22 protein-coding genes are annotated in these 24,679 nt (G+C 63.3%); 10 read left to right on the plus strand and 12 right to left on the minus strand.

Going from position 1 to position 24,679, the window contains the following annotated elements; all coding sequences use genetic code 11:
• The first annotated feature begins 343 nt into the window (after window positions 1-343).
• The 5 genes from C1H69_RS14770 (at window position 344) to C1H69_RS14790 (ending at window position 6,220) form a co-directional block, all read left to right on the plus strand.
• Complete coding sequence (locus tag C1H69_RS14770; RefSeq protein WP_102654157.1) at window positions 344-628, plus strand: hypothetical protein; 285 nt, start codon at window positions 344-346, stop codon at window positions 626-628.
• A 184-nt stretch (window positions 629-812) separates the two neighbouring features.
• Window positions 813-1,184, plus strand: coding sequence for a response regulator transcription factor (locus C1H69_RS14775; RefSeq protein WP_102654158.1), 372 nt, complete (start codon window positions 813-815; stop codon window positions 1,182-1,184).
• A complete protein-coding gene (locus C1H69_RS14780; RefSeq protein WP_102654159.1) occupies window positions 1,184-3,247 on the plus strand; it encodes a 3'-5' exonuclease in 2,064 nt (687 codons plus the stop codon). The genes C1H69_RS14775 and C1H69_RS14780 overlap by 1 nt, the downstream gene beginning before the upstream one ends.
• Entirely contained in the window at window positions 3,244-3,444 is a 201-nt protein-coding gene (locus C1H69_RS14785; RefSeq protein ID WP_240609964.1) for a hypothetical protein, read from the plus strand. The genes C1H69_RS14780 and C1H69_RS14785 overlap by 4 nt, the downstream gene beginning before the upstream one ends.
• A 4-nt stretch (window positions 3,445-3,448) precedes the next feature.
• Window positions 3,449-6,220 (plus strand): sensor histidine kinase, encoded by a 2,772-nt coding sequence (locus tag C1H69_RS14790; RefSeq protein ID WP_102654160.1) that lies wholly within the window; start codon window positions 3,449-3,451, stop codon window positions 6,218-6,220.
• A gap of 51 nt (window positions 6,221-6,271) precedes the next feature.
• Here C1H69_RS14790 and C1H69_RS14795 read toward each other — a convergent pair whose 3' ends face one another.
• Window positions 6,272-6,874 carry a helix-turn-helix domain-containing protein gene (locus tag C1H69_RS14795; protein WP_165789494.1) on the minus strand — a complete coding sequence of 201 codons (603 nt, stop codon included), beginning with the start codon at window positions 6,872-6,874 and terminating at the stop codon, window positions 6,272-6,274.
• 137 nt (window positions 6,875-7,011) lie between these two features.
• On the opposite strand from C1H69_RS14795, the gene C1H69_RS14800 reads away from it, so the two are divergent.
• The 3 genes from C1H69_RS14800 to C1H69_RS14810 all read left to right on the plus strand — a co-directional run bounded on the left by C1H69_RS14800 (window position 7,012) and on the right by C1H69_RS14810 (window position 10,943).
• Window positions 7,012-7,410 (plus strand): helix-turn-helix domain-containing protein, encoded by a 399-nt coding sequence (locus tag C1H69_RS14800; protein ID WP_102654162.1) that lies wholly within the window; start codon window positions 7,012-7,014, stop codon window positions 7,408-7,410.
• Between the two features lie 44 nt (window positions 7,411-7,454).
• Entirely contained in the window at window positions 7,455-8,666 is a 1,212-nt protein-coding gene (locus C1H69_RS14805; protein ID WP_102654163.1) for an EAL and HDOD domain-containing protein, read from the plus strand.
• A gap of 270 nt (window positions 8,667-8,936) precedes the next feature.
• Window positions 8,937-10,943 carry a methyl-accepting chemotaxis protein gene (locus tag C1H69_RS14810; RefSeq protein WP_102654164.1) on the plus strand — a complete coding sequence of 669 codons (2,007 nt, stop codon included), beginning with the start codon at window positions 8,937-8,939 and terminating at the stop codon, window positions 10,941-10,943.
• 52 nt (window positions 10,944-10,995) lie between these two features.
• On the opposite strand, the gene C1H69_RS14815 is transcribed toward C1H69_RS14810, so the two are convergent.
• The 3 genes from C1H69_RS14815 to C1H69_RS14825 form a co-directional block, all read right to left on the minus strand.
• Window positions 10,996-12,126: a DUF294 nucleotidyltransferase-like domain-containing protein gene (locus C1H69_RS14815; RefSeq protein WP_102654165.1), complete on the minus strand. Its 1,131-nt coding sequence runs from the start codon at window positions 12,124-12,126 to the stop codon at window positions 10,996-10,998.
• A 147-nt stretch (window positions 12,127-12,273) separates the two neighbouring features.
• A complete protein-coding gene (locus tag C1H69_RS14820) occupies window positions 12,274-12,579 on the minus strand; it encodes an HlyU family transcriptional regulator (protein WP_102654166.1) in 306 nt (101 codons plus the stop codon).
• Between the two features lie 102 nt (window positions 12,580-12,681).
• Window positions 12,682-13,902 carry an argininosuccinate synthase gene (locus C1H69_RS14825; protein ID WP_102654167.1) on the minus strand — a complete coding sequence of 407 codons (1,221 nt, stop codon included), beginning with the start codon at window positions 13,900-13,902 and terminating at the stop codon, window positions 12,682-12,684.
• 202 nt (window positions 13,903-14,104) lie between these two features.
• Between C1H69_RS14825 and rnt the strand changes: the two genes are divergently transcribed.
• Window positions 14,105-14,770 carry a ribonuclease T gene (gene rnt, locus C1H69_RS14830; RefSeq protein ID WP_102654168.1) on the plus strand — a complete coding sequence of 222 codons (666 nt, stop codon included), beginning with the start codon at window positions 14,105-14,107 and terminating at the stop codon, window positions 14,768-14,770.
• A gap of 105 nt (window positions 14,771-14,875) precedes the next feature.
• On the opposite strand, the gene grxD is transcribed toward rnt, so the two are convergent.
• Window positions 14,876-15,229, minus strand: a complete 354-nt coding sequence (gene grxD, locus C1H69_RS14835; protein ID WP_102654184.1) for a Grx4 family monothiol glutaredoxin — start codon at window positions 15,227-15,229, stop codon at window positions 14,876-14,878.
• 160 nt (window positions 15,230-15,389) lie between these two features.
• On the opposite strand from grxD, the gene argF reads away from it, so the two are divergent.
• Entirely contained in the window at window positions 15,390-16,310 is a 921-nt protein-coding gene (gene argF, locus C1H69_RS14840) for an ornithine carbamoyltransferase (RefSeq protein WP_102654169.1), read from the plus strand.
• Here the strand turns inward: argF and C1H69_RS14845 are convergent.
• From C1H69_RS14845 to flhF, 7 genes are all read right to left on the minus strand, one after another.
• Window positions 16,307-19,039, minus strand: coding sequence for a bifunctional diguanylate cyclase/phosphodiesterase (locus C1H69_RS14845; protein ID WP_102654170.1), 2,733 nt, complete (start codon window positions 19,037-19,039; stop codon window positions 16,307-16,309). The two genes, argF and C1H69_RS14845, sit on opposite strands and share 4 nt — an antisense overlap.
• A 66-nt stretch (window positions 19,040-19,105) precedes the next feature.
• Complete coding sequence (locus C1H69_RS14850; RefSeq protein ID WP_102654171.1) at window positions 19,106-19,816, minus strand: OmpA/MotB family protein; 711 nt, start codon at window positions 19,814-19,816, stop codon at window positions 19,106-19,108.
• On the minus strand, window positions 19,809-20,630 hold the full coding sequence (locus C1H69_RS14855; RefSeq protein ID WP_102654172.1) for a motility protein A: 822 nt from the start codon (window positions 20,628-20,630) through the stop codon (window positions 19,809-19,811). Before C1H69_RS14855 ends, C1H69_RS14850 begins: the two co-directional genes overlap by 8 nt.
• A gap of 68 nt (window positions 20,631-20,698) precedes the next feature.
• Window positions 20,699-21,409 carry an RNA polymerase sigma factor FliA gene (locus tag C1H69_RS14860; RefSeq protein WP_102654173.1) on the minus strand — a complete coding sequence of 237 codons (711 nt, stop codon included), beginning with the start codon at window positions 21,407-21,409 and terminating at the stop codon, window positions 20,699-20,701.
• Between the two features lie 67 nt (window positions 21,410-21,476).
• A complete protein-coding gene (locus tag C1H69_RS14865; protein WP_165789495.1) occupies window positions 21,477-21,848 on the minus strand; it encodes a flagellar protein FlhE in 372 nt (123 codons plus the stop codon).
• 53 nt (window positions 21,849-21,901) lie between these two features.
• A complete protein-coding gene (locus tag C1H69_RS23620; RefSeq protein ID WP_102654175.1) occupies window positions 21,902-22,465 on the minus strand; it encodes a hypothetical protein in 564 nt (187 codons plus the stop codon).
• The gene (gene flhF, locus C1H69_RS14875; protein WP_102654176.1) at window positions 22,466-24,679 is read right to left on the minus strand and encodes a flagellar biosynthesis GTPase FlhF; all 2,214 of its coding nucleotides are present in this window, start codon (window positions 24,677-24,679) and stop codon (window positions 22,466-22,468) included.

Consider the following 24,679-nt stretch of genomic DNA (forward strand, 5'->3'; position numbering starts at 1 on the left):
CGACCGCGGGGTTGCCCTTCGTTGGCGATAACCGCCAGCACAGCGGCCTTCGCCGAGGCGCCTGCGGCGCCAGTCGCGACGCGAAGCGGCGCTCCAACAGGGTGGAAAAAACAGCTGTAGGAGCCAGCTTCAGCTCGCGACCGCGGGGTTGCCCTTCGTTGGCGATAACCGCCAGCACAGCGGCCTTCGCCGAGGCGTCGAACCGGGCGCTCCGACAGGGGTGGAAAAACCGCTGCAGACATTTTTCAGACCGACCGTAGTCCAAGGTCTTAATGTCCTCGCAATGGCGAACACGTTACGCTGCCTGCAACGGCAAACCTGCTTGCAGAACAGCGAGGCTTCCATGCAAGACATTCTGCTTCCCCTCGCCATGGCGACAACGTTCGGCGCTTTCACCGGGTCCCTGTTCCGGCTGACTCGACGGCCGGGCTACGAGCGTCCTTTCATGTTTCCTGTCGTGGGCCTGATCGCCGGCCTTACCGCCTACCTGATATTCCATGTCCTGGCGTCGACCACCGGAGCGCCGGCCTGGTTGCTGCCCGTGCTGGTGGTTCTTCAGGTCTGGCTGTGGCTTGGTCCTTTCGGCCCGAAATTCCGCAAGCCGGAAAATGGCGATGAAAGCCGCTAGCCCAACGAGGCAATCGATCGGGCACTCGCCACCCTGCTCCACCGCACGACGCGAGCCGTCGCGCTGACACGAAATTGCCGCGCCGGCTTGCCATCTCCTGCCAAGGTCGTCTTTGCCCGCCTTGCCGCGCCCACTAGACTGACCAGCAACAACGCATAAAAAACCCTGGATAAAGGAGTAACCCATGGCCAAGGTGCTGGTGGTAGACGATGAACCCAACATCGTACTGTCGCTGGAATTCCTGATGCAGCAGGCCGGCTTCGATGTCGTCACCGCCGAAGATGGCGAAGGCGCCCTGGCTCGAGTCGCGGATGCTCCACCCGACCTGATCCTGCTGGATATCAGCCTGCCCGGCATCAGCGGCTTCGATGTACTCGAGCAGTTGCGCAACGACCCACGGCATGCCCGGCTTCCCATCATCATGCTGACCGCCCACGGCCGGGAAGTGGAACGTGAAAAGGGGCTGGCCCTGGGTGCCGACGACTACGTCACCAAGCCGTTCTCCACCCAGGCACTGGTCGAAAAGGTCAAGTCCCTGCTGGCCGAGGATGCGTGATGATCGGGCGCAAACTGCCCAGGCGCCAGCGTCTGATCGGCCTATGGCTGCTGCTTAGCGGTATCAGTCTCCTTGGCGGGGCCATCTTCGCCGCCTGGCTGGATAGCCTGTTCCAGCCTCAAGGATTGGCTCGCCTGGTCCTGTGGCTGGGCTGCTTCTCCGGTGGCGGCACCATCTTCCTGGTGGGCCTGCTGCTCGAACGCATGCTGTTCACCCCCTTGCGACACCTGCAGGTGCAGCTCGCACGACTCGTCGCCAACCCGGATGCCCGGGAGGATTATCCCCCCGAAGGCTGGCTGCGTGGCCTCGGCCCCGACCTGATGCGGGTGCGCGAAGCCTGGCGCGGCGACCGTCAGCGCCTGGCCACCGCCCACGCCGAAGGCGCCCGAAGTGCGGCACGCATCCGCCAGGAGCTCGAAACCCTGCTGCAGGTGCTCGATACACCGCTGTTGCTCAGTGATCATCACCGACGCCTCCTGCTGTTCAACCAGGCGGCCGAGACACTGTTCGAGGATCATCCCGGCCTGGGGCTCGGAAAGCGGCTGGATACGCTGCTGCCGGTGTCGAGCCTTCAGGATGCCTTGAGCCAGTTGCCTGATAACGGTTCTCCCCGTGAGCTGCTGATTCCCTGTAACGAACGCTGGCTTCACGTCGTGTTGCGCCGGGTACCGAACAGTAATGGTGAAACCCTGCTGACCCTGACCGATGCCACGGCCGCCTGGACCAGCGAGATGGGTGCCAGGGCCGGGCTGGCGGACATGCTGCCCCCGTTGCGCCGCCACGGTGCCAGCCTGAGCAGTGCCGCCGAGGCGCTGAGCAGTGCACGACACGCGGGGCGGCTCGACGACCGTCTCCGGGATCGACTCGAGGCGGTGATCGACGAAGAGAGCCGCTTGCTGGGCCAGGGCATCGAAAGCCTCGGCACACTCATCGAGGACATGCAGCAACAGGGGGAACGCCTGGTACCGCTATGGTCCAACGACCTGTGGCAATCATTGAACGAGCGGCTCAGGGACAATTCCGTCATGGTTCTTCCCATCGGCATGCCAGCCTGGTTCAAGGGTGATGCTCCGGCGCTGCTGGCACTGCTGGAATCCCTTCTGGAACGCCTGGCGGCACACGCCGGCACCCCCTCCTTCGAAGGCGAGATGCTTCTGGGGAATCGGCGCGTCTATCTCGACCTGGTCTGGCCCGGCGTACCGCTCTCCCAGCATGAGCTGGCGGCTTGGAGCGAACAACGGCTTGACACCCTACCGTTATCGCCGCGAGTGGGTGACCTGCTCCGCCAGCACGCCAGCGATGCCTGGAGCCTGGCCGATTCGGATGGCCGGCATGCGCGCTTGCGGTTACCGCTACCCTCCGTGGAACGGGTCGGCGCGCCACGCATCCAGACCCCGCCGCGGCCGGAATTTCATGACTTCGGCATCGCCGACCTGCCGCCACCGGATACCGAACTGGCACGCTGTCCCCTGCGTGCCCTGGAGGTCGTCGCCTTCGACACCGAAACCACCGGCCTGGAGCTGCGTCGGGGCGATACGGTGATCAGCATCGGTGCCTGTCGTATCGTCAATGCACGACTGCTGGCAAGCGAGGTCTTCGATGTGCGAGTGGATCCGTGCAGGCCGATTCCCCCCGCCAGCACCACCATTCATGGCCTCACCGACAGTGACGTTGCCGGGGCGCCTCCCCTGCCGGTCATGCTGCCGCGTTTCCGCGACTATATCGGTGATGCCGTCGTACTGGCCCATAACGCCGCCTTCGACCTGCTGGCCCTGCAACCTCCCGGCGCCAGCGTCACCTTCGACATGCCCGTGCTGGATACGCTGCTGATTTCCCGGGCCCTCGATGAAAGCCTGGATGGGCATGACCTGGATACCCTGGCGGAACGCTATGATCTGTCATTCCCTCCCGGCACACGCCATACCGCGCTGGGGGATGCCAGGGTGACGGCCGAGCTGTGGCTGGCACTCCTCCCGCGGCTAGAGGCGCGTGGCATCGAGACCCTGGAGCAGGCATTGGCGCTTCAGGCCAGTGCTTTCGACAAGGAGGATGCCTGCACTTGAGCGCCCCCAGACACCATGCGCGTCTCATCGCCCTCATCGCCCTTGCGACCCTGGTCTTTTCGCCGCCGCTGGTCCTGATCTTCGATCGCCCACCCGAGGCGGGCGCCTCCTGGCTGCCGCTCTACCTGTTCGTGGTCTGGGGTCTGGTGATTGCGCTGGGAGCCTGGCTGATGGAGCACCAGCGAGAGGACGGCTGACGCAATGAGAACCGATGCGGTGGTGCTGACGGTTGCCTTCGGCTACCTGGCCCTGCTGTTCGTGATCGCTGCCTGGGGCGACCGACGTGCCGAGCAGGGCCGCTCCATCATCGGCTCGCCCACGGTTTATGCCCTGTCCATCGCCGTCTACTGTACCGCCTGGACCTTCTACGGCAGCGTCGGGCGCGCCGCCGAGTTCGGCCCCAGTTTCCTGCTGATCTACCTGGGCCCGACCCTGGCCATGCTCATGGCCCCCTTCATGATCCGCAAGATGGTGCGTATCGCCAGTACCCAGCGCATCACGTCAATCGCCGACTTCATCAGTGCGCGCTATGGCAAGAGTTCGAGTCTCGGCGCTCTCGTCGCCCTGATCGCCTTGATCGGCATTACCCCCTATATCGCCCTGCAGCTCAAGGCCATCACGCTCAGCCATGCGGTGCTGGTCAACTATCCCGAGGCCGCCGAGCTGCGTCTGGCCGAAGAGAGCTTCTGGGTCGACAAGTCATTCTGGGTGGCGCTGGTGCTGGCAGTCTTCATCATTCTCTTCGGCACCCGACACCTGGATGCCAGCGAACGCCACGAGGGCATGGTGGCCGCCATTGCCTTCGAATCGCTGGTCAAGCTGGTCGCGTTCCTCACCATTGGCGTGTTCGTGGTCTTCGTGCTGTTCAATGGCCCGGTGGATCTCTTCAGCCAGGTCGCCGATAGTCCGCAGCTGGTTGGCGCCCTGGGGCTGGATGCGGTTCCGGGTGGGGCCACGGGTTGGGTCGGCACCCTGGTGCTGGCTTTCCTTGCCTTCCTTACCCTGCCACGCCAGTTCCAGGTGCTGGTGGTCGAGAACGTGGACGAACGCCATCTCAAGCGCGCCAGCTGGCTTTTTCCGCTCTATCTGGTCGCCATCAACCTGTTCGTGATCCCCATTGCCATGGCCGGCCTGCTGCTGCCGATCGGCAATCATGATCCCGACAGCTTCGTCCTGACGCTTCCCCTTTCTGCGGGGCTGGAAGGCATCCCGCTCCTGGTTTTCATCGGCGGGCTCTCCGCGGCCACCGGCATGGTGATCGTCGAGACCATCGCCCTTTCCACCATGGTCAGCAACCAGCTGATCATGCCGCTGCTGCTGCGCTCGAAGCGCCTGCACCTGAGCTCCCAGGGGGAACTGGCGGGCTGGCTGCTGGGCATTCGCCGTATCGCCATCGTGCTGATCCTGCTGCTGGGCTACCTGTATCATGCGCTGATCGGTGACTCCTACAGCCTGGTAACCATCGGTCTGGTCTCCTTCGCCGCCGCCGCCCAGTTCGCGCCCGCCATGCTGATCGGCATGTACTGGCGGGGCGCCACCCGGGTCGGTGCCAGCCTGGGCCTCATTGCCGGCTTCCTGATCTGGGTGTACACCTTGTTGCTGCCGGGCTTCGCCCAGTCCGGTTGGCTCGACGCCGACTTCCTGACCCTGGGTCCCTGGGGCATCGAGTGGCTGCGCCCTTATGCGCTGTTCGGTCTCGAGGGTTGGGACATCTATACCCATTCACTGCTGTGGAGCCTGCTGGCCAACGTCGGCATCCTGGTCGGCGTGTCGCTGTTCACCCGCCAGACTCCCCTGGAACAGACCCAGGCGGCCCTGTTTACCAATGCCATGAACCCGGGGCTGCAGCACACGCCACTCTGGCGCGGCCAGACCACCTGCGGCGAACTGCGCAGCCTGCTCAGCCGTTACCTGGGCGCCGTCGCCACCGCCAGGATCTTGAGCGACCAGGGCAATGGCAGCCTGGCCGATGCCGACCCCGCGCCGCCATCTCTGATTGCCCGGGCGGAACAGGCCCTGTCGGGGGCGCTGGGAAGCGCCTCGGCCAGGGTGCTGATCAATTCGGTGGTACGTGGTGAAGCCCTGGACCTGGAATCGATCCTGAGTATTCTCGATACCACTTCCCAGACCCTGGAATACAATCGGCGGCTCGAGCAGAAATCCAATGAGCTGGCGCGAATCGGCGAGGAACTGCGCGCGGCCAACGAACGACTACGCGAACTGGACAGGCTCAAGGACGAGTTCGTGGCCATGGTGAGCCATGAGTTGAGGACACCTCTCACCTCGATACGTGCGTTTGCCGAGATCCTGCGCGATGGCAAGGACCTGCCGGAAGAGAAGCGCATCCATTTTCTCGAGGTGGTCGTGCTGGAAAGTCAGCGCCTCTCCCGATTGATCGAAGAGATTCTCGACCTGGCACGTCTCGAAAGCGGGCGACTCACCTTGACCCCCCAGAAGCTCGATCTGGTGGCACTCGCTCGTCATAGCGTGGATGCGGTTCATCGTCTCCAGGAAGATCGCGGCGTCACCCTGGTGGTCGATATCGATGTCGACGAGGCACCTGTCATCGGCGACCCGGACCGCCTGGAGCAGGTGATCATCAACCTGCTCGACAATGCCGGCAAGTTCGCCGATGACGACGACCCCAGGGTTCGTCTGCACCTCGCCCCCCATAAGCGACACTTCCGCCTGAGCGTCGAGGATAACGGCCCGGGTATCGCCGGGGACGAGCGCGAACGCGTCTTCGAGAAGTTTCATCAGATCAAGCGATTCAGCGGAAACGCCGGCAAGGCCAAGGGACGCCCCAGAGGTAGCGGCCTGGGACTTCCGATCAGCCGGGGCATCGTGTCACATCTTGGCGGCCGGCTATGGGTAGAGGATGCGCCCCAGCTTCAGGGTGCCTGCCTGGTGATGGAACTGCCCAGTGCCATGGACGGCCGCGAGCCAGGTTTTGTGCAAAAAGTCGGCGATTGACGACCGACGAGGCCGGCGATACGGCAGCGCGAGAAAAGTCGGGCGAAGCGATTACCGCTCCTTGCCGCCCCCCTCTTCTATCTCCGCCGTGATCACGCTGAGCCGCGCGGCGATGCGAACCAGGTGTTCCAGGTCCTCCTCCGTCATCCTGTTCAGGATATCGCGATCGTTGCCGGTAATGGCCTCCAGGATTTCCAGTGTCAGGCGCATCACCGCCTTGCGCTCCTCGGCCGCGCTGGTGTGGTGGATCAGCGGTGCGGCAAGCACGGCATAGAACTCGGGCGTCAACGCCTCTGCCGGCCGGGAAGCCCCCCGTGATGCGGCCGTTCGCCAGCGGTCGGCCACGGGGCACCTGCGCGTTCCCTCCTTGCGCCCGGGTTCCTTCCCGACCGGGCGGAGCCCGGGCGGCGTCTCATCGACCGGGCCCACGCCCGCCGCCAGCCACGCCACCGAGACACCCAGCGTATTTGCCAGTAACACCAGCTTGTCCACCCCTGGAGTCGACTGCCCTTTCAAGTATTTACTGACAAGACTTTGCGCAATGCCCGTCTGCTTCTGAATGGAGTATGGCGTCCTGTCCACCATGGCCCGCCTGAGCCGGCCGCTGAACGCATCGATGCTCCACTCCTCGACACCGGTCTTTGCATTTTCCAAGCCTTGACCCGTCATAGATGATCCAACCATTGACATGACTAAATATTTCTCTTTAACAACCACAATAGAGAAACAAAAATTGACAAAAGCTCTCTAAAGGGTTGCAATAGAGCTCTATTGAGCACTACAGTTCTCACATGAATGAAAACGAGACCTCAAAAAAACCAGCCCTGCAGGACTGGCATCGCGCCGACATCGTAGCGGCGGTGCGCAAGGCCGGGTGGACGCTTCGCAAGCTGGCAACCCATTACGGCTACAAGCACGCCACCACGCTTTCCGTGGCGCTCGACCGACGCTGGCCGAAGGGGGAGCGGATCATCGCGGAGGCGATCGGCGTCGATCCGGCCACCATCTGGCCAAGCCGCTATGTGTCTGCTGCAAAGGATAGCAGCTCGAAGCCGCAAACGTCGCGGGAAGGAGCATCCAGATATGCAAGCACTGGCAGCGTTGGTAACGTTGCATACCACGATATCCAGCAGTACGAGGCACTTCGGAAAGCAGGGTCGAAAGGGCGCCGGCGACTGAGCGGAGAGTGAGCGATGGGCTCGTCAATGATTCGCCAACGCTGGAGATCCCTAAAATGATGCGAGGTAACGAAAGCACCCTGCTTGCCTCCCAGCCAATCTTCGACCGCGGGCAACGTATTCGTGGGGTCGAACTGTTATACCGCAACGACAGGCAGCAGGGTGCCCTGGAAGTGGGAGAATACCGGGCCACCACCGAGCTGCTCTACAACCTCTGCGCCGGCATAACCCAGCAGATGGAGCATTTCCGCGCGCCGGCCTTCATCAATGTCTCCGCCGACTTCCTGCTCTCCCGCGCCTTTCTTCCCGTGCCACCGGAGAAGGTGGTCATCGAGCTGGTTGAACGCATCGAACCCACCGCCGAGATCCTCGACTGCATCGGGCACTGGCACCGCCAGGGATTTCGCTTCGCCCTGGACGACTATCAGTTCTCCCCTCACTGGGCCCCCCTGTTGCCATTCGCTTCCATCATCAAGGTGGACATATCGACCACCAGCGTGGAACGGGCAATGCGCCAGAGGGCGACGCTCCAGCACCTGGACGTGATGTGGCTGGCAGAGCGCATAGAGAACGAGAACGAACGCGATGCCTATGTAGAGGCAGGTTTCGACCTCTTTCAAGGCTACTATTTCGCCAGGCCCACGCTCATTCATGGCCAGAAACCGACGCCCTCCTCCCTGCGGTCGGCTCGCTTGATCGGCACGCTGTATCAGCCTGAGCCCGATATGGCCCACATAAGCCGCATCATCTCGAACGACCCGGAGCTTTCCTGCAAGCTGGTCAGGATAGCGAACAGCCCTTTCTACCAAGGGGCAGGCACCATCGGTTCGATCCGGGAAGCCATTGCCCGCCTGGGGCTCGACAACCTGAAGCGCTGGGTCATCCTCCTGGGCCTGCTCGAAACCAGCCGCCTGGAACATGCCAACCTGGTGCTGACACGCGCCAAGGCATGTGAACTGCTGGCGGAACGGCAGCACGGCAGCGCCAGGCAGGCGGAAGAGGGGTATCTTGCCGGGCTGCTGTCCGGCACGGATCTGCTGCTGGGCATCGAACCCGCCGATTTTCTGCAGCACATGGGCGTCAGCGACGCCATCCGCATGGGGGTGCTGCATGAAACCGGCCCGCTCGGAACGATCCTCCACCTGGTAAAGCGGGTCGAACGCCGTATCGTCCTGAAGGAAGAGCTCGCAGCGCTGAACCCGACCCTGCTGGGAATCTACCAGGAAGCCACCAACGCGGCGGCGGCGATCATGGCCCATACGCTCTAGCGCCCGCCAATACCATGACAACGCCCGCTTCCGCCCCACCCCTCGTTCCTAACGCCGTTCGTGCCACTGCCGATGATCACAAGGGCACAAGCAGCAGCGCTCACTCCCACTCCCGCCGTTCCATAACGACAAGACACCTTCCAGCTTCCCATCGCTCGGCTGCGGCCGGGGCGACCGGTCTCTTGCAGCCGGCCGCCGAGCCCGCGCCATGCCTGGGAGTCGGAAGACACCCGCATCTGCCATAGAGAGCCCAACATAGAGATCAAGACGATGAAAGCACTGTCCCGTTTGACACTGACACAGAAACTGCTCGGAGCCATCGGCATTCCCTTGCTGGTGGCGTTCATCGCACTCGGCCTGATCGTCAATACCCAGCTCAACGGTGCCATCCCACCGATGCTGGAAAGCACCAGCGCCAGGCAGGTCGAGGCCCGGGCCAGCGAAGTGGGTCGCTGGATCGAAGGCTACCGCATGTTCCTGACTGGCCTTGCCAAGGACGAACGGCTAGCCGATTCGGTGCCGGCGGAAGCACACCTGGACTGGCTGGCCAGCCGCCACCCCGGCGACGCCACCATCGAGTCTTTCTATTTCGCCGATGCCAGCGGCGATACCATGACCCATACCGGCGCCAGGGCGGATATCTCCGGTCGAGGCTACTTCCAAGCCCTCGTCACGAACGGCACCTCCGACCGGCTGCTGGCCGACCCGGTGCTCTCGCTCGTCAGCGGGCAGCCAACCGCCATCATTGCCGAAACGATCTTTGACAGCAGGGGGAACCGGATCGGGTTGCTGGGTATCACGCTGTCAATGGCCGCCGTGTCCGATATCACCTCTGCCATCAATGTCGGCGAAGGCAGCTACGGCTACATGGTCGACAGCACCGGCATGATCGTCGCCCACCCCGACCCCGATATCCGCATGGCACTGAATGTCACCGAAGCGGATCAGGCAGGCTACCAGGGCGCCAATGCACTGGGCCGGCGCATCCTGGAAGGCGAAGCCGGCATGGGCCAGGCCGTGTCCCCCCTCGAGGGCGGCGTGACCATGATATGGAGCCCGATCCCGGGGACCGACGGCTGGGCGCTGGCCGCCGCCGTGCCCAATACGATCTTTACCACCGTCACCAGCAACCTGCTCGTCTCGCTGCTGCTCGCCGGTGTCGTGACCCTGGTCGTGCTGCTGGCCATCGCTGGCCTCGCGGCCCGCAAGGCCCTGGCCCCCATCAAGCAGACTGCACACGCCATGGCGGACATTGCGCAGGGCAAGGGCGACCTGACCCGTCGCCTGACAGCCCATAGCCATGACGAAGTGGGTGAGCTGGCCATCCAGTTCAACGGCTTCGTCGAGCGCATGCAGCACACCTTGCAGGAAGTGCGCGGCAGTGCGCGTACCGTTCTGGCCGGCGCCAGCGACATGGCCGACGGCACTCAGGAGCTGTCGTCACGGACCGAGCAGGCAGCCGCCAATCTTCAGGAAACGTCGGCTTCCATGGAGGAAATCCATTCCACCGTGGCTCACACCGCCCAGGCATCCGAACAGGCCAACAGCCTGGCCACCAATGCCGCCGGGGTTGCCGAGCGTGGCAGCGACGCCATGACGGAAATGCAGGCCAAGATGGCCGCCATTGACGAATCCGCCAACAAGATCAGCAATATCATCGGCCTGATCGACTCGATCGCCTTCCAGACCAACATTCTGGCACTGAACGCTTCCGTGGAAGCGGCCCGCGCCGGTGAGCACGGCCGTGGCTTTGCGGTGGTGGCGCAAGAGGTCCGCAACCTGGCCAGCCGCTCCGCCGATGCGGCCAAGGACATTCGTGGCCTGATCGATACCTCGGTGAAACACACCCAGGAAGGCAGCCAGATCGTTCAGGGTGTGGCCAATCGAATACAGGAGCTCCGCCAGAGCGTCATTCAGGTCTCGGACGTGATCAGCGAAATCACGGCGGGCGCCCGGGAGCAGACGTCCGGCATCGAGCAGGTCAATACCGCCGTGGCGGAAATGGACATGATGACCCAGCAGAATGCATCCATGGTCAACCAGAATGCCGGCCTCGCCGCTACCATGCGGGACAATGCTCGTCGCCTGGATGAGCTGATGGCGTCCTTCGTGCTGGGAGAGGAACGTCATGATCAACCATTGATCGCGCATGAGGGGACGCGCCCCGCTCTCGCCCTGCCCGCTTCGGCTTCGGCCGGTTCGCCCTCCGAGCCGAAGCGCCTGGCGAAGCGGCAACAAGCCAGCCGCGAGCTCGAAGAGGATTGGGAAACCTTCTGAACCAGCCAGGCGGCGTGCCCAGGGACGGGAACGCTCGTCGCGCCAGCCGTGGTCAGACCGAGGCCTGTGCCAATCGGATCAGACTGCGGATGGCCTGCATGTCCTGACGGAGCAGCAGGCGCTCATCCGTATCGAGACGAGACAGGTCGATCCATCCATCGGGAATGGCACCCGCCTTGAGACTGGCTTGCTGAGCCTGCAGCAGCCTCTCCTGAAAACGCTCGAGCACGGCTGTCAGGCGTCGCGCCTGGCTGGCGGCGAGCCCCTCCTTCAGCACCAGTGCCGCCAGCCGCAGGCGCGTGTCCGGCGGACGAACACCGTGACGCAGCGACAGCAGGCGCACGGCATTGACCAGGGGCAGCACGCCCTGTCGCTTGAGGTTCAACGCATCCTCGTGGGGCGCTCCCTCACCGTCACCGGAAAGCCGGCCAAAACGATCCAGCGCAACCGGTAGTTCATCGAGCAGCGTGGCCATCTCGTCAAGGAACAACCCGGCCCGTGGCATCGACCGTTGCACATGATCGGCCAATGACCCGGCCAACCCGGCATCACCATGGACGGGGTGGAAGTCGAGCAGGATATTGCTTTGCTGCACACGCTTGACCCGCCGGTCGGCCGTCCAGAGAGAGAGCTGCTCACACCATTCGGAGAGCCGCTTTCGCCACATCGGCCAGCGTGCCATGACGTGCCCGTTGCACAGCGGGATACCCGCCTCATCCAACCGGCTCGTGAAGCGCTCACCCAGGGACTGGAAGAATCCATCGATTTCGGTATGCCGGCGATCCGGGTAGTCGGCAATGATCATGGCATTGTCCTGATCCGGTGCCAGCAGGCTCTCATGGCGCGCACCGGACCCCAGCGTCAACACGCAGAATGCCGCTGGCGGGGTTCCCCAGCCCTGACCCTGCATTTCATTGAGAGAGAGCTGAATGGCACGGCGATAGAGCAGCTCGTTATGGTCGCTGATGAGTTGACTGATACGCCAGGCGGGCAGATCGAGTCGGCTCAACGCTTCCACGAGAATGGTTTGCCAGGCATGCGCCTCCGCCAGGCCGGGTTCAGGACCCAATTCAATCAACGCATCGCGCAAGGGGCTCAGCAATGACGGCAAGCTGGCGGGGTCGGGCAGGTTATCGGCGGCAAAGAGTTCACGCCAGGGCGAGGCACGGTGCAGCAGGCGCATGGCGTCTCCAGGTCAGCTTGAACCGCAGTTCACGAATACCCGAAGTGTAGCGAGACGGTACCGCCACGACACTTACGCAAAGGGAGTACGGCAGCCACGGAAATCGACGGCGCCCGGTTGGGCGCCGTCGATTGCCTGGCACGACGATCAGCGCGGCTTGAACATCTCGTCGCCGACCTGGTCGATGTAGCGCTGGGCCTTGCTCACCATCAACTGGTCGCACGCCTCGCGGCCGGGCACCAGGTCGGAACGCTCGAAGCGGTGGTCCAGGTGTCCATCGCCCCCATCCGCGGCCGGCTTGCGAATCCAGCCGCTGACCCGGTACTGGCCGCCCTGATCGGCCGGTTCGGAAACGATCTGGTAGCCCTTGTACTCGACGGCCTCGGCGGCCGGGGCACCCTTGGGCTTGTCGTCACTGCCCCTGAACAAGCCGGAGAAGAGTTTTTTCAGCATTGTCTGGTCCTGGCTCCGCCCTCCTGCAGTGGTGCCTTCCGACGTCCGAAAAGCACGCTGGAGGAGGGAACGTCAGTTCGCGACCGCGGCGATCGCTGCGGTTCAATCCTGCTGGCGGCCCTTGCCGGCGGCTATCCGCAGGCGCAGGGCGTTGAGCTTGATGAAGCCCTCGGCATCCTTCTGGTTGTAGGCCCCGGCATCGTCCTCGAAGGTGGCGATGGATTCGTCGAACAGCGACTGTTCGGACTTGCGGCCGACCACGGTGGCGCTGCCCTTGTAGAGCTTGAGGCGCACCACCCCGGATACGTTCTTCTGGGTCTCGTCGATGGCGGCCTGGAGCATACGACGCTCGGGGCTCCACCAGTAACCGTTGTAGATCACCTTGGCGTACTTGGGCATCAGCTCGTCCTTCAGGTGGGCTTCTTCCCGATCCAGGGTGATCGACTCGATGGCGCGATGGGCCTTGAGCATGATGGTGCCACCGGGCGTCTCGTAGCAGCCGCGGGACTTCATGCCCACATAGCGGTTCTCGACGATATCGAGCCGGCCGATCCCGTTGTCGCCACCCAGCGTGTTGAGGGTTTCGAGCACGTCGTGGGGCTTCATCGCCTTGCCATCGAGCGCGACGATGTCACCTTTCTCGTAGGTCAGCTCCACATAGGTGGGCTGGTCCGGCGCTGCCTCCGGCGACACGCTCCAGCGCCACATGTCCTCCTCGGCCTCGGCCCAGGGGTCCTCGAGGATGCCACCCTCGTAGGAGATGTGGAGCAGGTTGGCATCCATGGAGTACGGCGACTTCTTCTTGCTCTTGGAGAAATCGACGGGGATGTCGTGCTGCTCGCAATAGGCCATCAGCTTCTCGCGGGAGGTGAGATCCCATTCGCGCCAAGGGGCGATTACCTTGACGCCGGGCTTGAGCGCATAGGCACCCAGCTCGAAGCGCACCTGGTCGTTGCCCTTGCCTGTCGCACCATGGGAGATGGCGTCGGCGCCGGTCTCGTTGGCGATCTCGATCAGGCGACGTGCGATCAGCGGACGTGCGATGGAGGTACCCAGCAGGTATTCGCCTTCGTAGATGGTGTTGGCGCGGAACATCGGGTAGACGTAGTCGCGCACGAACTCCTCACGCAGGTCCTCGATGTAGATTTCCTTGACACCCAGGGCCTCGGCCTTGGCTCGTGCCGGCTCGACTTCCTCGCCCTGACCGATGTCGGCGGTGAAGGTCACGACCTCGCAGCTGTAGGTTTCCTGCAACCACTTGACGATGACGGATGTGTCCAGGCCGCCGGAATAGGCGAGCACGACCTTCTTGACATCGGACATTCGGGGCTCCTCTCTGGTAAGCGTCACAAGCCGCCAAGTATAGCGTGGCTGCTGCCCGACGAATACCGGCGGCGGGACGTGCGAGCGCCAAACTGCTAGACTTTCGCGAATTCGACGGACGGCCTGGCCGCGGCGGGTTGCCTGTCGGCACGGCTTCGAGCCTTACCTCAAGGAATAAGATGCTCACGATAAGGAGAGGCGCATGAGCGAGGCGATCGCCCGCGAGTTGATGGCCCAGCGATTCCGTAGTTTTCTACCCGTGGTGGTGGACCTGGAAACCGGGGGCTTCAACGCCGAACGAGATGCAATACTCGAGATCGCCGCCGTGACGCTGACCATGGACCCCGAAGGCAACCTGATGCCGGATGCCACCTATTCCTTCCATGTGCAGCCCTTCACGGGCGCCAACGTGGAACAGTCGGCGCTCGACTTCACCGGCATCAACCTCGGTGATCCGCTGCGCCAGCGCGTTGCCTTGAGCGAAGCCGAAGCCCTGGGGGAGATCTTCCGCCCGGTGCGCAAGGCGATAAAGTCCCACGGCTGCACCCGCGCCATCCTCGTGGGCCACAATGCCGCCTTCGATCACGGCTTCCTCAACTCGGCGGTCGCCCGTTGCGGCATCAAGCGCAACCCGTTCCACCCCTTTTCCAGTTTCGATACCGCCAGCCTCTCCGGTCTCGTCTACGGCCAGACGGTGTTGGCGCGTGCCTGCCGGGCCGCCGGCATCCCCTTCGACAACCAGGAAGCGCACTCGGCACGCTATGATACCGAGCGCACCGCCGAGCTGTTCTGCGCCATCGTCAATCGCTACAAGGATCTCGGTGGCTGGGGCCTGGCACAGCGGGAACAGGGGCTGGAAGAGGACTGACCCGAGCCCGCCACTCTCGGCTCAGTGTCACTACGGCGCCTTGGTGAAAAAGAAAAAGGCCCGTGAGTGTGCAACTCACGGGCCCTGATTCCAACCTGGCGGGCTTCAGGCGTCACCACCCTGCCCTTCCTGCTCCTTGGCGCGGGCCGCTGCCGCCTTGATCAGCGTTTCCAGCTCGCCACTCTGATGCATCTCGCCCACGATGTCACAGCCACCGACCAGTTCTCCCTCGACCCACAGCTGCGGGAAGGTGGGCCAGTTGGCATACTTGGGCAGCTCGGCGCGAATGTCCGGGTTGTCCAGGATATTGACGAAGGCGAAGCGCTCGCCGCAAGCCATCAGCGCCTGCACGGTCTGCGCTGAGAAGCCGCACTGGGGCAATTGGGGCGTCCCCTTCATGTAGATGAGAATAGGGTTCTCGCCGATCTGACGCTCAATGTTCTCGATAGTGGTGCTCATATGTGCTCCCCGTTGGGTCACTTGGATGCCGATGGCGCCGATGAATACCCAAGTACGACGCTCAGCCATTGCTCATGGCACACATTCTACTGATGCCGAGCACATTGCGCATCCCCCGTGGGCTGGCTAGGATGGGGGTTTTTCGCGCGGAGAGATCATCATGGCGACACGCCATTTCCTGACCCTGCTGGACCTTAGCCCGGAAGAGCTGCATTACCTGATCCAACGCGCCATCACGATCAAGAACCGCCTGCTGGCCCAGGGGCCCACCTATTCGCCGTTCACCAACCGCACCCTGGCGATGATCTTCGAGAAATCGTCGACCCGCACCCGTGTCTCTTTCGAGACCGCCATGGCGCAGTTCGGCGGTCATGCCCTGTTCCTCTCCCCGCGCGATACCCAGCTGGGACGCGGCGAACCCATCGAGGATACCGCTCGCGTGCTGTCGGAAATGGTAGACGCCGTCATGATCCGCACCTTCTCCCACGAAGGGCTGGAAGCCTTCGCCGCCGCCAGCAGCGTACCGGTGATCAATGCGCTCTCGGACGACTACCATCCCTGCCAGTTGCTGGCCGACATCATGACCTGGACGGAGCTGCGCGGCAGCGTGAAAGGCCGCACCGCCGTGTGGGTCGGTGACGGCAACAACATGTGTCACTCCTGGATCAATGCCGCGCTCCAGTTCGACTTCCAACTGCATATCTGCTGCCCGGAGGGCTATGAGCCACGCCGGGACATCATGGAAGCCGCGGGGGACCGGATAACGCTGTCCCATGATCCGCAACGGGCCATGGCCGGCGCCGACCTGGTGACAACGGATGTCTGGGCCTCCATGGGCCAGGAGAAAGAGCAGGCCAGGCGGGAAGCCGACTTCGCCGGTTTCCAGGTCAACGAAGCCCTGCTCGACCGCGCCAGGCCCGATGTTCTGTTCCTGCATTGCCTGCCGGCTCATCGCGGCGAGGAGATCAGTGAAACCCTGCTCGACGATCCTCGTGCCGTGGTCTGGCAAGAGGCGGGGAACCGTCTCCATGCCCAGAAGGCGCTGATCGAGTTCCTGCTGCTGGGGCGGATCGGTGGCTAGCCGGCGTTGGGGCCAGCCATCAACGAGCCGGAGGACTCGAGCAACTCCATGAGTTGCGCGGCTGGCAGCGGCCGGGAATAGAAATACCCCTGGTAGGCATGGCAGCCGTGGTCCGCCAGCCAGTCACGATGCGCCTGGGTTTCCACCCCTTCGGCGATGACCTCGAGACCCAGGTTGCGCCCCAGGTCGATGATCGAGGCGGAAATCACCGCATTCGCCGCATCCTCGAACAGAGTCCGCACGAATGACTGATCGATCTTGAGCTGATCCAGCGGCAGGCGATTCAGGTAGGCAAGCGATGAGTATCCGGTACCGAAATCGTCCAGGGAAAAGCGGATACCCATCGTCTTCAATCGACACATGGTGTCGCGGACGGTTTCCGGCTCCTTCATGAACAGCGTTTCGGTCAACTCCAGCTTCAATTGCCGCGGTCGTGCCCCGGTAGCGGCAAGTATCGCTTCCAGGCCGGCAACGAAATCCGGCTGCTGGAACTGCAACGGGCTGATATTGACGGCCATGGTCCAGTCGGCGGTAACGGGATCACCGGCCCAGGCTGCCAATTGCCGACAGGCGGTCTCGAGGACCCAGCCGCCGATGACAACGATCAGGTAACCCTCCTCCGCCACCGGGATGAAGTCGCTTGGCGGCACCATGCCATGTTCCGGATGTTCCCAGCGCAGCAGCGCCTCCACCCCCGTCACCTTGGCCGAGGCGTCCACCTGTACCTGATAGAAGAGGCGTAGTTGATTGCGCTTCACCGCCTGCCGCAGATCGGTTTCGAGCATGGCACGCCGGACGGCGATCGCCTGCATGTCGGGATCAAAGAAACGCAGCGTGTTACGCCCCGCCTGCTTGGCCTGATACATCGCCATCTCGGCCTGCTGGAGACACTCTTCCACACTCCGGGTGCCCCTATCCAGCAACGCGATGCCAATGCTTCCTGACAGCAGGTACCGATGGGCCCCAAGCCAGCATGGCTCTGCCAGAGACCCCAGCAGCTTATTGGCAAGGCGCTCCGCCACCTGCGAAGCTTCATCGATGGTAGCCCCCATGCCCTGCGCCAGGACGACGAATTCATCGCCACCCAGTCGAGCCACCAGATCGGTCTCGCGGCCCGTCTCCACGATCCGAGTCGCCACCAGCTGCAGCAATTCATCCCCCTTCTGATGTCCCAGGCTGTCATTGATGTGCTTGAAACCATCCAGGTCGATGAACAGCAAGGCTCCCCGCCGCTCGCGACAGCGGCCCGACTCGACCACCTGGCCTACCCGGTCGAGCAGCATGCGGCGATTCGGCAACCCTGTCAGGGGATCATAGAAAGCCAGTCGATGGGCTTCCCGCTCGGCCTCCTTGCGATGGGTCATGTCACTGAGGGTGGCGACATAGTGGCTGACGTTGCCATCGTCCCCTTTCACGGCGCTGATGGTGACCCACTGGGGATAGGTGTCGCCATTCTTGCGCCGGTTCCAGACCTCGCCCTGCCAGCTGCCCTGGGTCTGTATGCGCGACCACATGTTCCGGTAGAAACCGGCATCGTGGCGGCCGGAATTCAGCAGCCTCGGGTTCCTGCCCAGGACCTCTTTGGCGCTATAGCCGGTGATCCGTTCGAAGGTGCCGTTGACCTTGCGGATGGTTCCGGTCGCGTCGGTAATGAACATTCCAAGATGGGTCTCGAACGCCATGGCGGCAATACGGAGTTCGGCCTCGAGTGACTGGTTGATATCGCGAAGCGTCTTCTCACTCTTCTGCAGGTCGGCTTCCGTACGGGCAAGCCGCAGGTAGTGGACCAGGATCAGCAACCCCAGCAGTGAAACCGACAGCCACCCCAGGGACAACAACACCGCTCGCTGGCGACAATCGGCCAGTACATGGTCGACCTCATGGCCGAACATGGCCGCAAACGGCAAACCCTCGACCCGACCGATGCCAACGATGCGGCGGCTGCCGTCCAGCGGCGAGACGACAGTGACTGACTGGCTGCGGGGGTCACGAATGCGCTCGGCCACCTCGGGCGACTCGACTCGCATGCCCAGGGCCCTGGTTGCCGGCACGTCTGGCACACCTGGCCGCCGGGCGATGAGGCGCATGTCGTCATCAAGAAAAGCAATGCCATGCCCTTCTCCGAGCGGGATGCTCTCCAGGGCATGGGTAAAGAAGAAGAGATCCAGGCGCGCCGCTGCCACACCGATGACACGGCCCTCGGCATCGAACATACGTCGCAGGTAAAGCATGCGGTGCTCGTCCTCCCCGGGGGACCAGTACACGTCAGAACGCATCGGCTCTTGAACCTGGAGAAAACGGTGAATGAAGGCCCTTTCCTCGGGCTCCTCGCCGGGGAAGCCGGGGTTTCCCATGGAGTAGAGCGTTTGCCCGGCGGGATCGATGATGCCGATGGCATCCAGGAACGGAAGGTTCTGTCGACGCAGGGAAGCCAGGGTTTCGAAATGGATGGCAAGTCGCTCGTCTCCCTCGCCATTCAAGGAGAGGGCGTACAAGTCGGCCAGACCGCTCAGGGTGTCGTCGATACGAGCGAAGGCTCCGCTCGCCCATTCCGCTATCAGCTCGGCTTGCGCCAGGGTATTGTCACGCGCTGCGTCCAGCTCACGATGACGGTGATCCCGTAGCGTCCAGACCATCGCGGCCAGCAGGCAGAGCACCACTACGCCGTAAAGCGTCGCGGCCTTCAAGGTCGACCAGCGCTGGCGCGGTTGTTCGTCCTGGCTATCCATCGCGTCTCATCTCGTGCGGTTCTGCCAACCAATGGCGATGCAGCCGGTCAAGCCCAGCGGCATTGGCTAGAGCGAGGATCGTGATGCCATGCCCGGCTCCTGGCGCAGCAGCAGCTCCACGCGGCGATTGGAAGCACGGCCCTCTGCCGTTTCGTTGCTCTCCAGGGGACGGGTCTCGGCATAGCCCACCGCACGCAACCGCCCCGGGGCTACCCCTATCTCATCGAGGTAGCGCAGCACCGCGATGGCACGAGCCGAAGAGAGCTCCCAGTTGGAAGGAAACCTGGCGGTCGAAATGGGAATACTGTCCGTGTGGCCTTCCACGGAGATCTCGCCGTCGAAAGCGTCCAGAATCTCGCGCAGGCTGCCGACCACCTCTCTGCCCTGAGGGGTCAGCTCGGCCTGACCACTGGCAAACAACAGGTTGTCGTCGATGCGTAGCGTGATGCCTTGCTGCCCTTCGGCCACGCTGACGCCCTCGATATTGAGCCCCGCAAAGCGCGGCTGGAGGCCATCATGGCGCGGCTGGAGGCCGGGCGACAATCGCCCGGCCACGACCAGAGCCGCCACCTGGGCTTCCGGGGTTACCATCCGGCTGGCTTCACCACCGTGCTGGCTGCCAAAGGGTGCCATCCCGTTGCCGGCCAGGGATAACAGCAGCACGAACAACGTGATGAGCAACGTCAGCACATCGAGATAACTTATCAGCCACCCTTCGCTATCATCATCGTTGCCCGCTACCGGCTGCAGGGTATGACGCGTGTTGCGATCAAGCATTCTGCCCCTTCCCTGCCTCGCGGGCCGCACGGCCATTCATGACCGGATCACGAATCTCATCGTGATAATTGGCGACGAAGGAATTGAGCGTCTCCTCGATAAAGGAAGGCAGGCGGCGCTTGGTGATCAGGGAAATGCCCTCGAGCACCATGTTCATGGCAATCAAACGCTCTTCCGTGCGCCGCTCCAGCTTTACGGCAATGGGCTTGAAGACCAGGTTGGCCAGCAGAATGCCATAGAAGGTCGTCAGCAGGGCCACCGCCATGCGTGGACCAATGACATGAAGTTCGCCCGACTCCATGACTTCCAGCATGTTGACCAGCCCCACCAGTGTGCCGATCATGCCGAAGGCTGGAGCATAGGTCGCCATGGTGCGAAAGATCTGGGCCTCGGCATGCTCTCGAGCCTTCAGGCGCGCGATGCGCCAGCGCAGGAGATCGAAGATCTCGTCTTCCTTGGTATTGGCGATAACCAGTTGGATACCGGTACGCAGGAAAGGATTGCGGGCATGTTCCAGGGCTTCCTCCACCGCCCTGACGTCCCCTTTGAACCACAGCCGGGAAATATCGACCAGTTCCTTGATGTCATCGCGGGTGTAGGTGTTCTCCCGGCGAAAAACCAGACCCACCAGCCGTACGACCCTGAGCACTTCCTTGAGGGGGTAGCTGATGAAAGTCGACGCCATGGTACCGGCCAACACGATGGCAAGCCCGGGCAGATTCATGAAGCTATGTGGCGACTCGGCGGTAAAGAAAAGCACGCTGACCAACAGCACGGTGCTGGCGAACATGCCGATGATGGTTGAAGGATTCATACAGGCTCCATGGATACGGGGCGTCGAGTCAGTCTATCGGTTAGATATCGGCCGGCCGGGCAGAAACTTTAATCGTCGTCCTGGTCGGCCAGCCGGGCACGGAGACGGCTGACCGCCTGGCTGTGCAGCTGGCACACCCGGGATTCGGTGACCCCCAGGACGACTCCAATCTCCTTGAGGTTCAATTCTTCCTGGTAATAGAGGGCCATCAGCAATTTTTCCCGCTCGGGCAAGGCTTCGATGCCGTCCACCAGTTGCTGGCGCTTCTGCTGATCGATGAGCTGCTTGTAGGGTGTATCGGCAGTGGCATCGACAATGCCCGGTTCCATCCCTTCGGTGAGCAACGCCTCGAACGGCAAGAGATGGCCGCTGTTGGTGTCATTGAGCAACTGCCGGTAGGTGCTCATGTCCATATCCAGCTCGGCAGCGATTTCATGCTCTTCCGCGGGCCGCCCGAGGTGCTGGTCCAGCCGCCGAACGGCTTCGTCCACCGCTCTGGCATTGCGCCTTACACTACGTGGCAGCCAGTCACGGCTGCGTAGCTCATCGAGCATCGCGCCCCGGATACGCTGACTGGCAAAGGTGGCGAAACTCGCCCCCTGGGTCGCATCGAAGCGTCCCATGGCTTCAAGAAGCCCGACGGTGCCGGCCTGGATAAGGTCGTCCAGCTCGATACTGGCTGGTAGACGAACCTGGAGGGAAAGCGCCTGGCGCCTCACCTGCGGGAGGTACTCCTCCAGCATGTCCCCCTGATCGATCTTGCCTCGTGCTGTGTACATGCCATTCTTCTCGCTGCTGACAGCCCAATTCAAAGGGTACTGATTCGCTCAACGGGTCCCGGCTGGTTCAACGGTATCTCTTATGGTCATGATTCACGATGACCTGCAGGCCCTGCAATGTCATGACACGCTGACCGTGGCCCCGCAGCGTGAACTGAAAGTGCAGGGGCGAGTCCGCCGGCATCCCTTTCAGCGCCGCTGTCTGTCCCCGTGGACCCGGCAACGGTACGCAGCCAGCCACATGACAGAGCCAGGCATCGACTTCACCACCTGTCGGCGGCTGAAACCGCCAACTGACCTGACCGATGGCCTGACCGCGCGCAAGCTCGGGTGACGGCGGAACCAGAAGGGCCGATCGCGTCGGGCGGTCCACCATGGCCACCTGAACCGATGGCGCGGTGGCTACCCAGCTGCCGGCAGCCAGGGCCAGCGAACTCATCAAAGCCCCCATCAGAACAAGCCCGACACCGCCCCACCCTCTCGCATGCGTCTTCATCGTGCCAGCACCACCAGGTCGATGCCCATCAGGCTCGCCGCCGCGCGCAGATTGCCCAACAGCCCCTCGCGCCCCACCCTGGGTGGATGAACCACCAACAGGCGGCGCGGGCCACCCCATTCCGCTATCTGCTTGAGAACCCGATAGGCGCGGCGAAACGCCTCGAGGTCGCTGTCCACCCAAAGTGCCCAGCGCGCCTGTTGAGAAACCAGCGCCGGTATATTGGGATCATTGGCTGCCAGGGGTACGATTCGCCAGGCGGCGGGGTCGCCTACCCATTGCCTGCCCTGCCGTGACCATAGGGTGAGCAACTCGGTCACTCTCTGGCCATGACGCATGCCGCTGCCGGGCAAGCCCAGAACCATCAGCGTCACCGCATCGCCCCGGCGGGGCTCGGCAAGCCCTGGTGCCCCGGGCCGGGCGGGGCGTCTCGACGCAGGCCGGCCCTTCGAGGCCAGCTCGAGCAGCGCCTGCGCCACATGCAGCGGACAGTCAGCATCCGATGGTGCCGACATGTTCGATGCCCACTGGCGAAGGCCGGAAGCCTGATCCATCCCCATCTAGCCCTTCTCCCGTTCACCAAGACCAAGATGCCGTATGGCATCCCTGACCATAAAGAGCCGTGCAAGCGCCTCGAGCAGAGCCACATCACGGCGACGCCGCCGGCCGCCTGTCAGGCCGAGCAGTTCCGCGCGCAGGTCCATGGCCGATTCGTCATCGGCCAGATCCAGGTGTGCGGCCACCGTGGCCAGGCCGCTGGCCATCAGCAGGCGCACATCGGGCCGAACGTCCCCGAGCTCCCGAGGGTCGAGACGCTGCCAGGCACGCCGGGTCAACTGTGGCAACCCATCACTCTGCAATTGAGAGAGAAAGAGGGCCATCGCATCCTGGCCCAGCCGGGCCGGCGCCACCCAGTAGCGTTTTGCCAGGGCCCGGCCGCTCTCCATGTCTCTTACCTCACCAAACCATGCCTGTACGGCCAGGGCATCGCTGTCGCCCTTGCCGCCCCTGACCGCCAATAGCACCGGCAGCGTGGCCAATGCCAGGCGGGCCGGCGTACCACGGAAACGGCAGGTAACGTCACCCAATGACTCGGCAATGGGAGCCAGGGCCGACATCACCTGCCTTTCATTGGCATGTTCGACCCGCTGACTGCCCCGAACCTGGCTGCACCAGGTCAGTTCCTGCTGCTCCAGCCAGCGGCACGCCTCACCATCGGGCAGCCCGGTCAAGAGATGGACATTGACAGACAACTGCCGCAGCGCGGCTTCCAGTCGAGCCTGATGGCCAGCCACCTGCCGGTGCTGCAACAAGGGTAGCGCCAGCCAGGTTCCATCCGAAGCCAGGGCAATGTCCGGCATCGACCAGCACTCACCCTTCACCCGGCTGCGAACGCTCCACTGCATGCCCAGCGCCTGCCCGTTCGCGGGATAGGCGGAAAGCATGGCATCGAGCCGATGTTGCTGAACCGTTTCAGGCAACCCGAGCAAGTCCCAGACGGCCTCCAACTGCTCGAACCCCGCCAGGCGCTGTCGTAACGCCTGCAGCGTCGTCGCAAGCCGCCGCCCTTGGCCCAGCAGGTTCGGCGAGCGGCTCGGGGTTTCGACAGCCATCGTCCTCGATGCCGGCTCTCCCCTCGGCACCCGTGACTCCAGTGCCTGGCCAATCAGCGCCGTCCGATCGGCAACCGACATGTCCTCCGGCACTCGCTGACCATGGGAAACGAAAAGCAGGCGTAGCCCATGGCGCATGATGATATCCAGCACCGGTGCCAGGCGGCCGGCCTCATCCTGTTTGGTGATGATGCAATCGAGCAGTTCGCCACCGGCAGCCCGTGCGGCCTGACGATAGCGAATCACCACCTCTTCCAGGGTTTCCGGTTGGCTGGCGGCGTTGAGCAGCAAGACCAGCCGGACGGGAGACGCTCCGCCACGCAGGTGAGCCACCTGCTCGATGACACGATGATCACGCTGGCTCATGCCAACCGTATCGATGATGACCCAGGACTTGCCCTGCATGCGCTCCAGCAGGTCGGTCACCGGCTGGTCGGCGTTGAGTGCATACATGGGAACGTCCAGTAATCTGGAATAGATCCGCAGTTGCTCATGGGCACCGATACGGAAGCTGTCGGTGGTCACCAGCGCGACGGGGCGCGTGCCGTGGCGCATCACATAGCGCGCCGCCAGTTTCGCCGTGGTGGTGGTCTTGCCGATGCCGGTGGGGCCGATCAGCGCCACGATGCCGGTACGCTCCATGAAAGCGGCTTCGTCATCGAGCCCTGCCAGGCGCTTCGACAATTGACGCTGCAGCCAGGACATGGCGCGATCATCCACCGCCCCCGGACCGGCCAGTTCCTCCGGCAGGGCCGAGACGACCTCCTTGGCCAACTCCTGGCCGAAGCCAGCGTCCAGCAGCACTTCCTGCAACTGCTCACGCAGGCCGCCCGCCGGCTCTCTTCGGCTGTCGCGCTGGACCTGCTCGCGGGACAGCAACGCACGCATGTCGCGCATCTCCTCGAGCAATTTCTCGCTCATGGCCTCGAACGCGCTTGCGGCCCCTCGCCCGGAAGGTGGCGGAGAGAAAGCCGGTACGGTTGGCGGGCTGATGGTCGCGGTGCTGCTTCTGTCCGGCGTCGCCGATTCGGCCATGGCCAGAATCTCGACCCCATCGTCGACGCGACGGTTGGCCAGGATCAATGCCTCATCCCCCAGCGTTTCACGCACCTGGCGCATGGCATCACGGCTATTGGCTCCCACGAATCGCTTGATGCTCAT

It is taken from the genome of Billgrantia endophytica (assembly GCF_002879615.1).
Lineage (GTDB): Bacteria > Pseudomonadota > Gammaproteobacteria > Pseudomonadales > Halomonadaceae > Halomonas > Halomonas endophytica.

What these genes read in the sequence shown, in the direction of transcription:
- C1H69_RS14770 (WP_102654157.1), top strand. Translation starts at nt 344, where the DNA reads ATGCAAGACATTCTGCTTCCCCTCGCCATGGCGACAACGTTCGGCGCT.
- C1H69_RS14775 (WP_102654158.1), top strand. Translation starts at nt 813, where the DNA reads ATGGCCAAGGTGCTGGTGGTAGACGATGAACCCAACATCGTACTGTCG.
- C1H69_RS14780 (WP_102654159.1), top strand. Translation starts at nt 1,184, where the DNA reads ATGATCGGGCGCAAACTGCCCAGGCGCCAGCGTCTGATCGGCCTATGG.
- C1H69_RS14790 (WP_102654160.1), top strand. Translation starts at nt 3,449, where the DNA reads ATGAGAACCGATGCGGTGGTGCTGACGGTTGCCTTCGGCTACCTGGCC.
- C1H69_RS14800 (WP_102654162.1), top strand. Translation starts at nt 7,012, where the DNA reads ATGAATGAAAACGAGACCTCAAAAAAACCAGCCCTGCAGGACTGGCAT.
- C1H69_RS14805 (WP_102654163.1), top strand. Translation starts at nt 7,455, where the DNA reads ATGATGCGAGGTAACGAAAGCACCCTGCTTGCCTCCCAGCCAATCTTC.
- C1H69_RS14810 (WP_102654164.1), top strand. Translation starts at nt 8,937, where the DNA reads ATGAAAGCACTGTCCCGTTTGACACTGACACAGAAACTGCTCGGAGCC.
- C1H69_RS14815 (WP_102654165.1), bottom strand. Translation starts at nt 12,126, where the DNA reads ATGCGCCTGCTGCACCGTGCCTCGCCCTGGCGTGAACTCTTTGCCGCC.
- C1H69_RS14820 (WP_102654166.1), bottom strand. Translation starts at nt 12,579, where the DNA reads ATGCTGAAAAAACTCTTCTCCGGCTTGTTCAGGGGCAGTGACGACAAG.
- C1H69_RS14825 (WP_102654167.1), bottom strand. Translation starts at nt 13,902, where the DNA reads ATGTCCGATGTCAAGAAGGTCGTGCTCGCCTATTCCGGCGGCCTGGAC.
- rnt (WP_102654168.1), top strand. Translation starts at nt 14,105, where the DNA reads ATGAGCGAGGCGATCGCCCGCGAGTTGATGGCCCAGCGATTCCGTAGT.
- grxD (WP_102654184.1), bottom strand. Translation starts at nt 15,229, where the DNA reads ATGAGCACCACTATCGAGAACATTGAGCGTCAGATCGGCGAGAACCCT.
- argF (WP_102654169.1), top strand. Translation starts at nt 15,390, where the DNA reads ATGGCGACACGCCATTTCCTGACCCTGCTGGACCTTAGCCCGGAAGAG.
- C1H69_RS14845 (WP_102654170.1), bottom strand. Translation starts at nt 19,039, where the DNA reads ATGGATAGCCAGGACGAACAACCGCGCCAGCGCTGGTCGACCTTGAAG.
- C1H69_RS14850 (WP_102654171.1), bottom strand. Translation starts at nt 19,816, where the DNA reads ATGCTTGATCGCAACACGCGTCATACCCTGCAGCCGGTAGCGGGCAAC.
- C1H69_RS14855 (WP_102654172.1), bottom strand. Translation starts at nt 20,630, where the DNA reads ATGAATCCTTCAACCATCATCGGCATGTTCGCCAGCACCGTGCTGTTG.
- C1H69_RS14860 (WP_102654173.1), bottom strand. Translation starts at nt 21,409, where the DNA reads ATGTACACAGCACGAGGCAAGATCGATCAGGGGGACATGCTGGAGGAG.
- C1H69_RS14865 (WP_165789495.1), bottom strand. Translation starts at nt 21,848, where the DNA reads ATGAGTTCGCTGGCCCTGGCTGCCGGCAGCTGGGTAGCCACCGCGCCA.
- C1H69_RS23620 (WP_102654175.1), bottom strand. Translation starts at nt 22,465, where the DNA reads ATGGGGATGGATCAGGCTTCCGGCCTTCGCCAGTGGGCATCGAACATG.
- flhF (WP_102654176.1), bottom strand. Translation starts at nt 24,679, where the DNA reads ATGAGCATCAAGCGATTCGTGGGAGCCAATAGCCGTGATGCCATGCGC.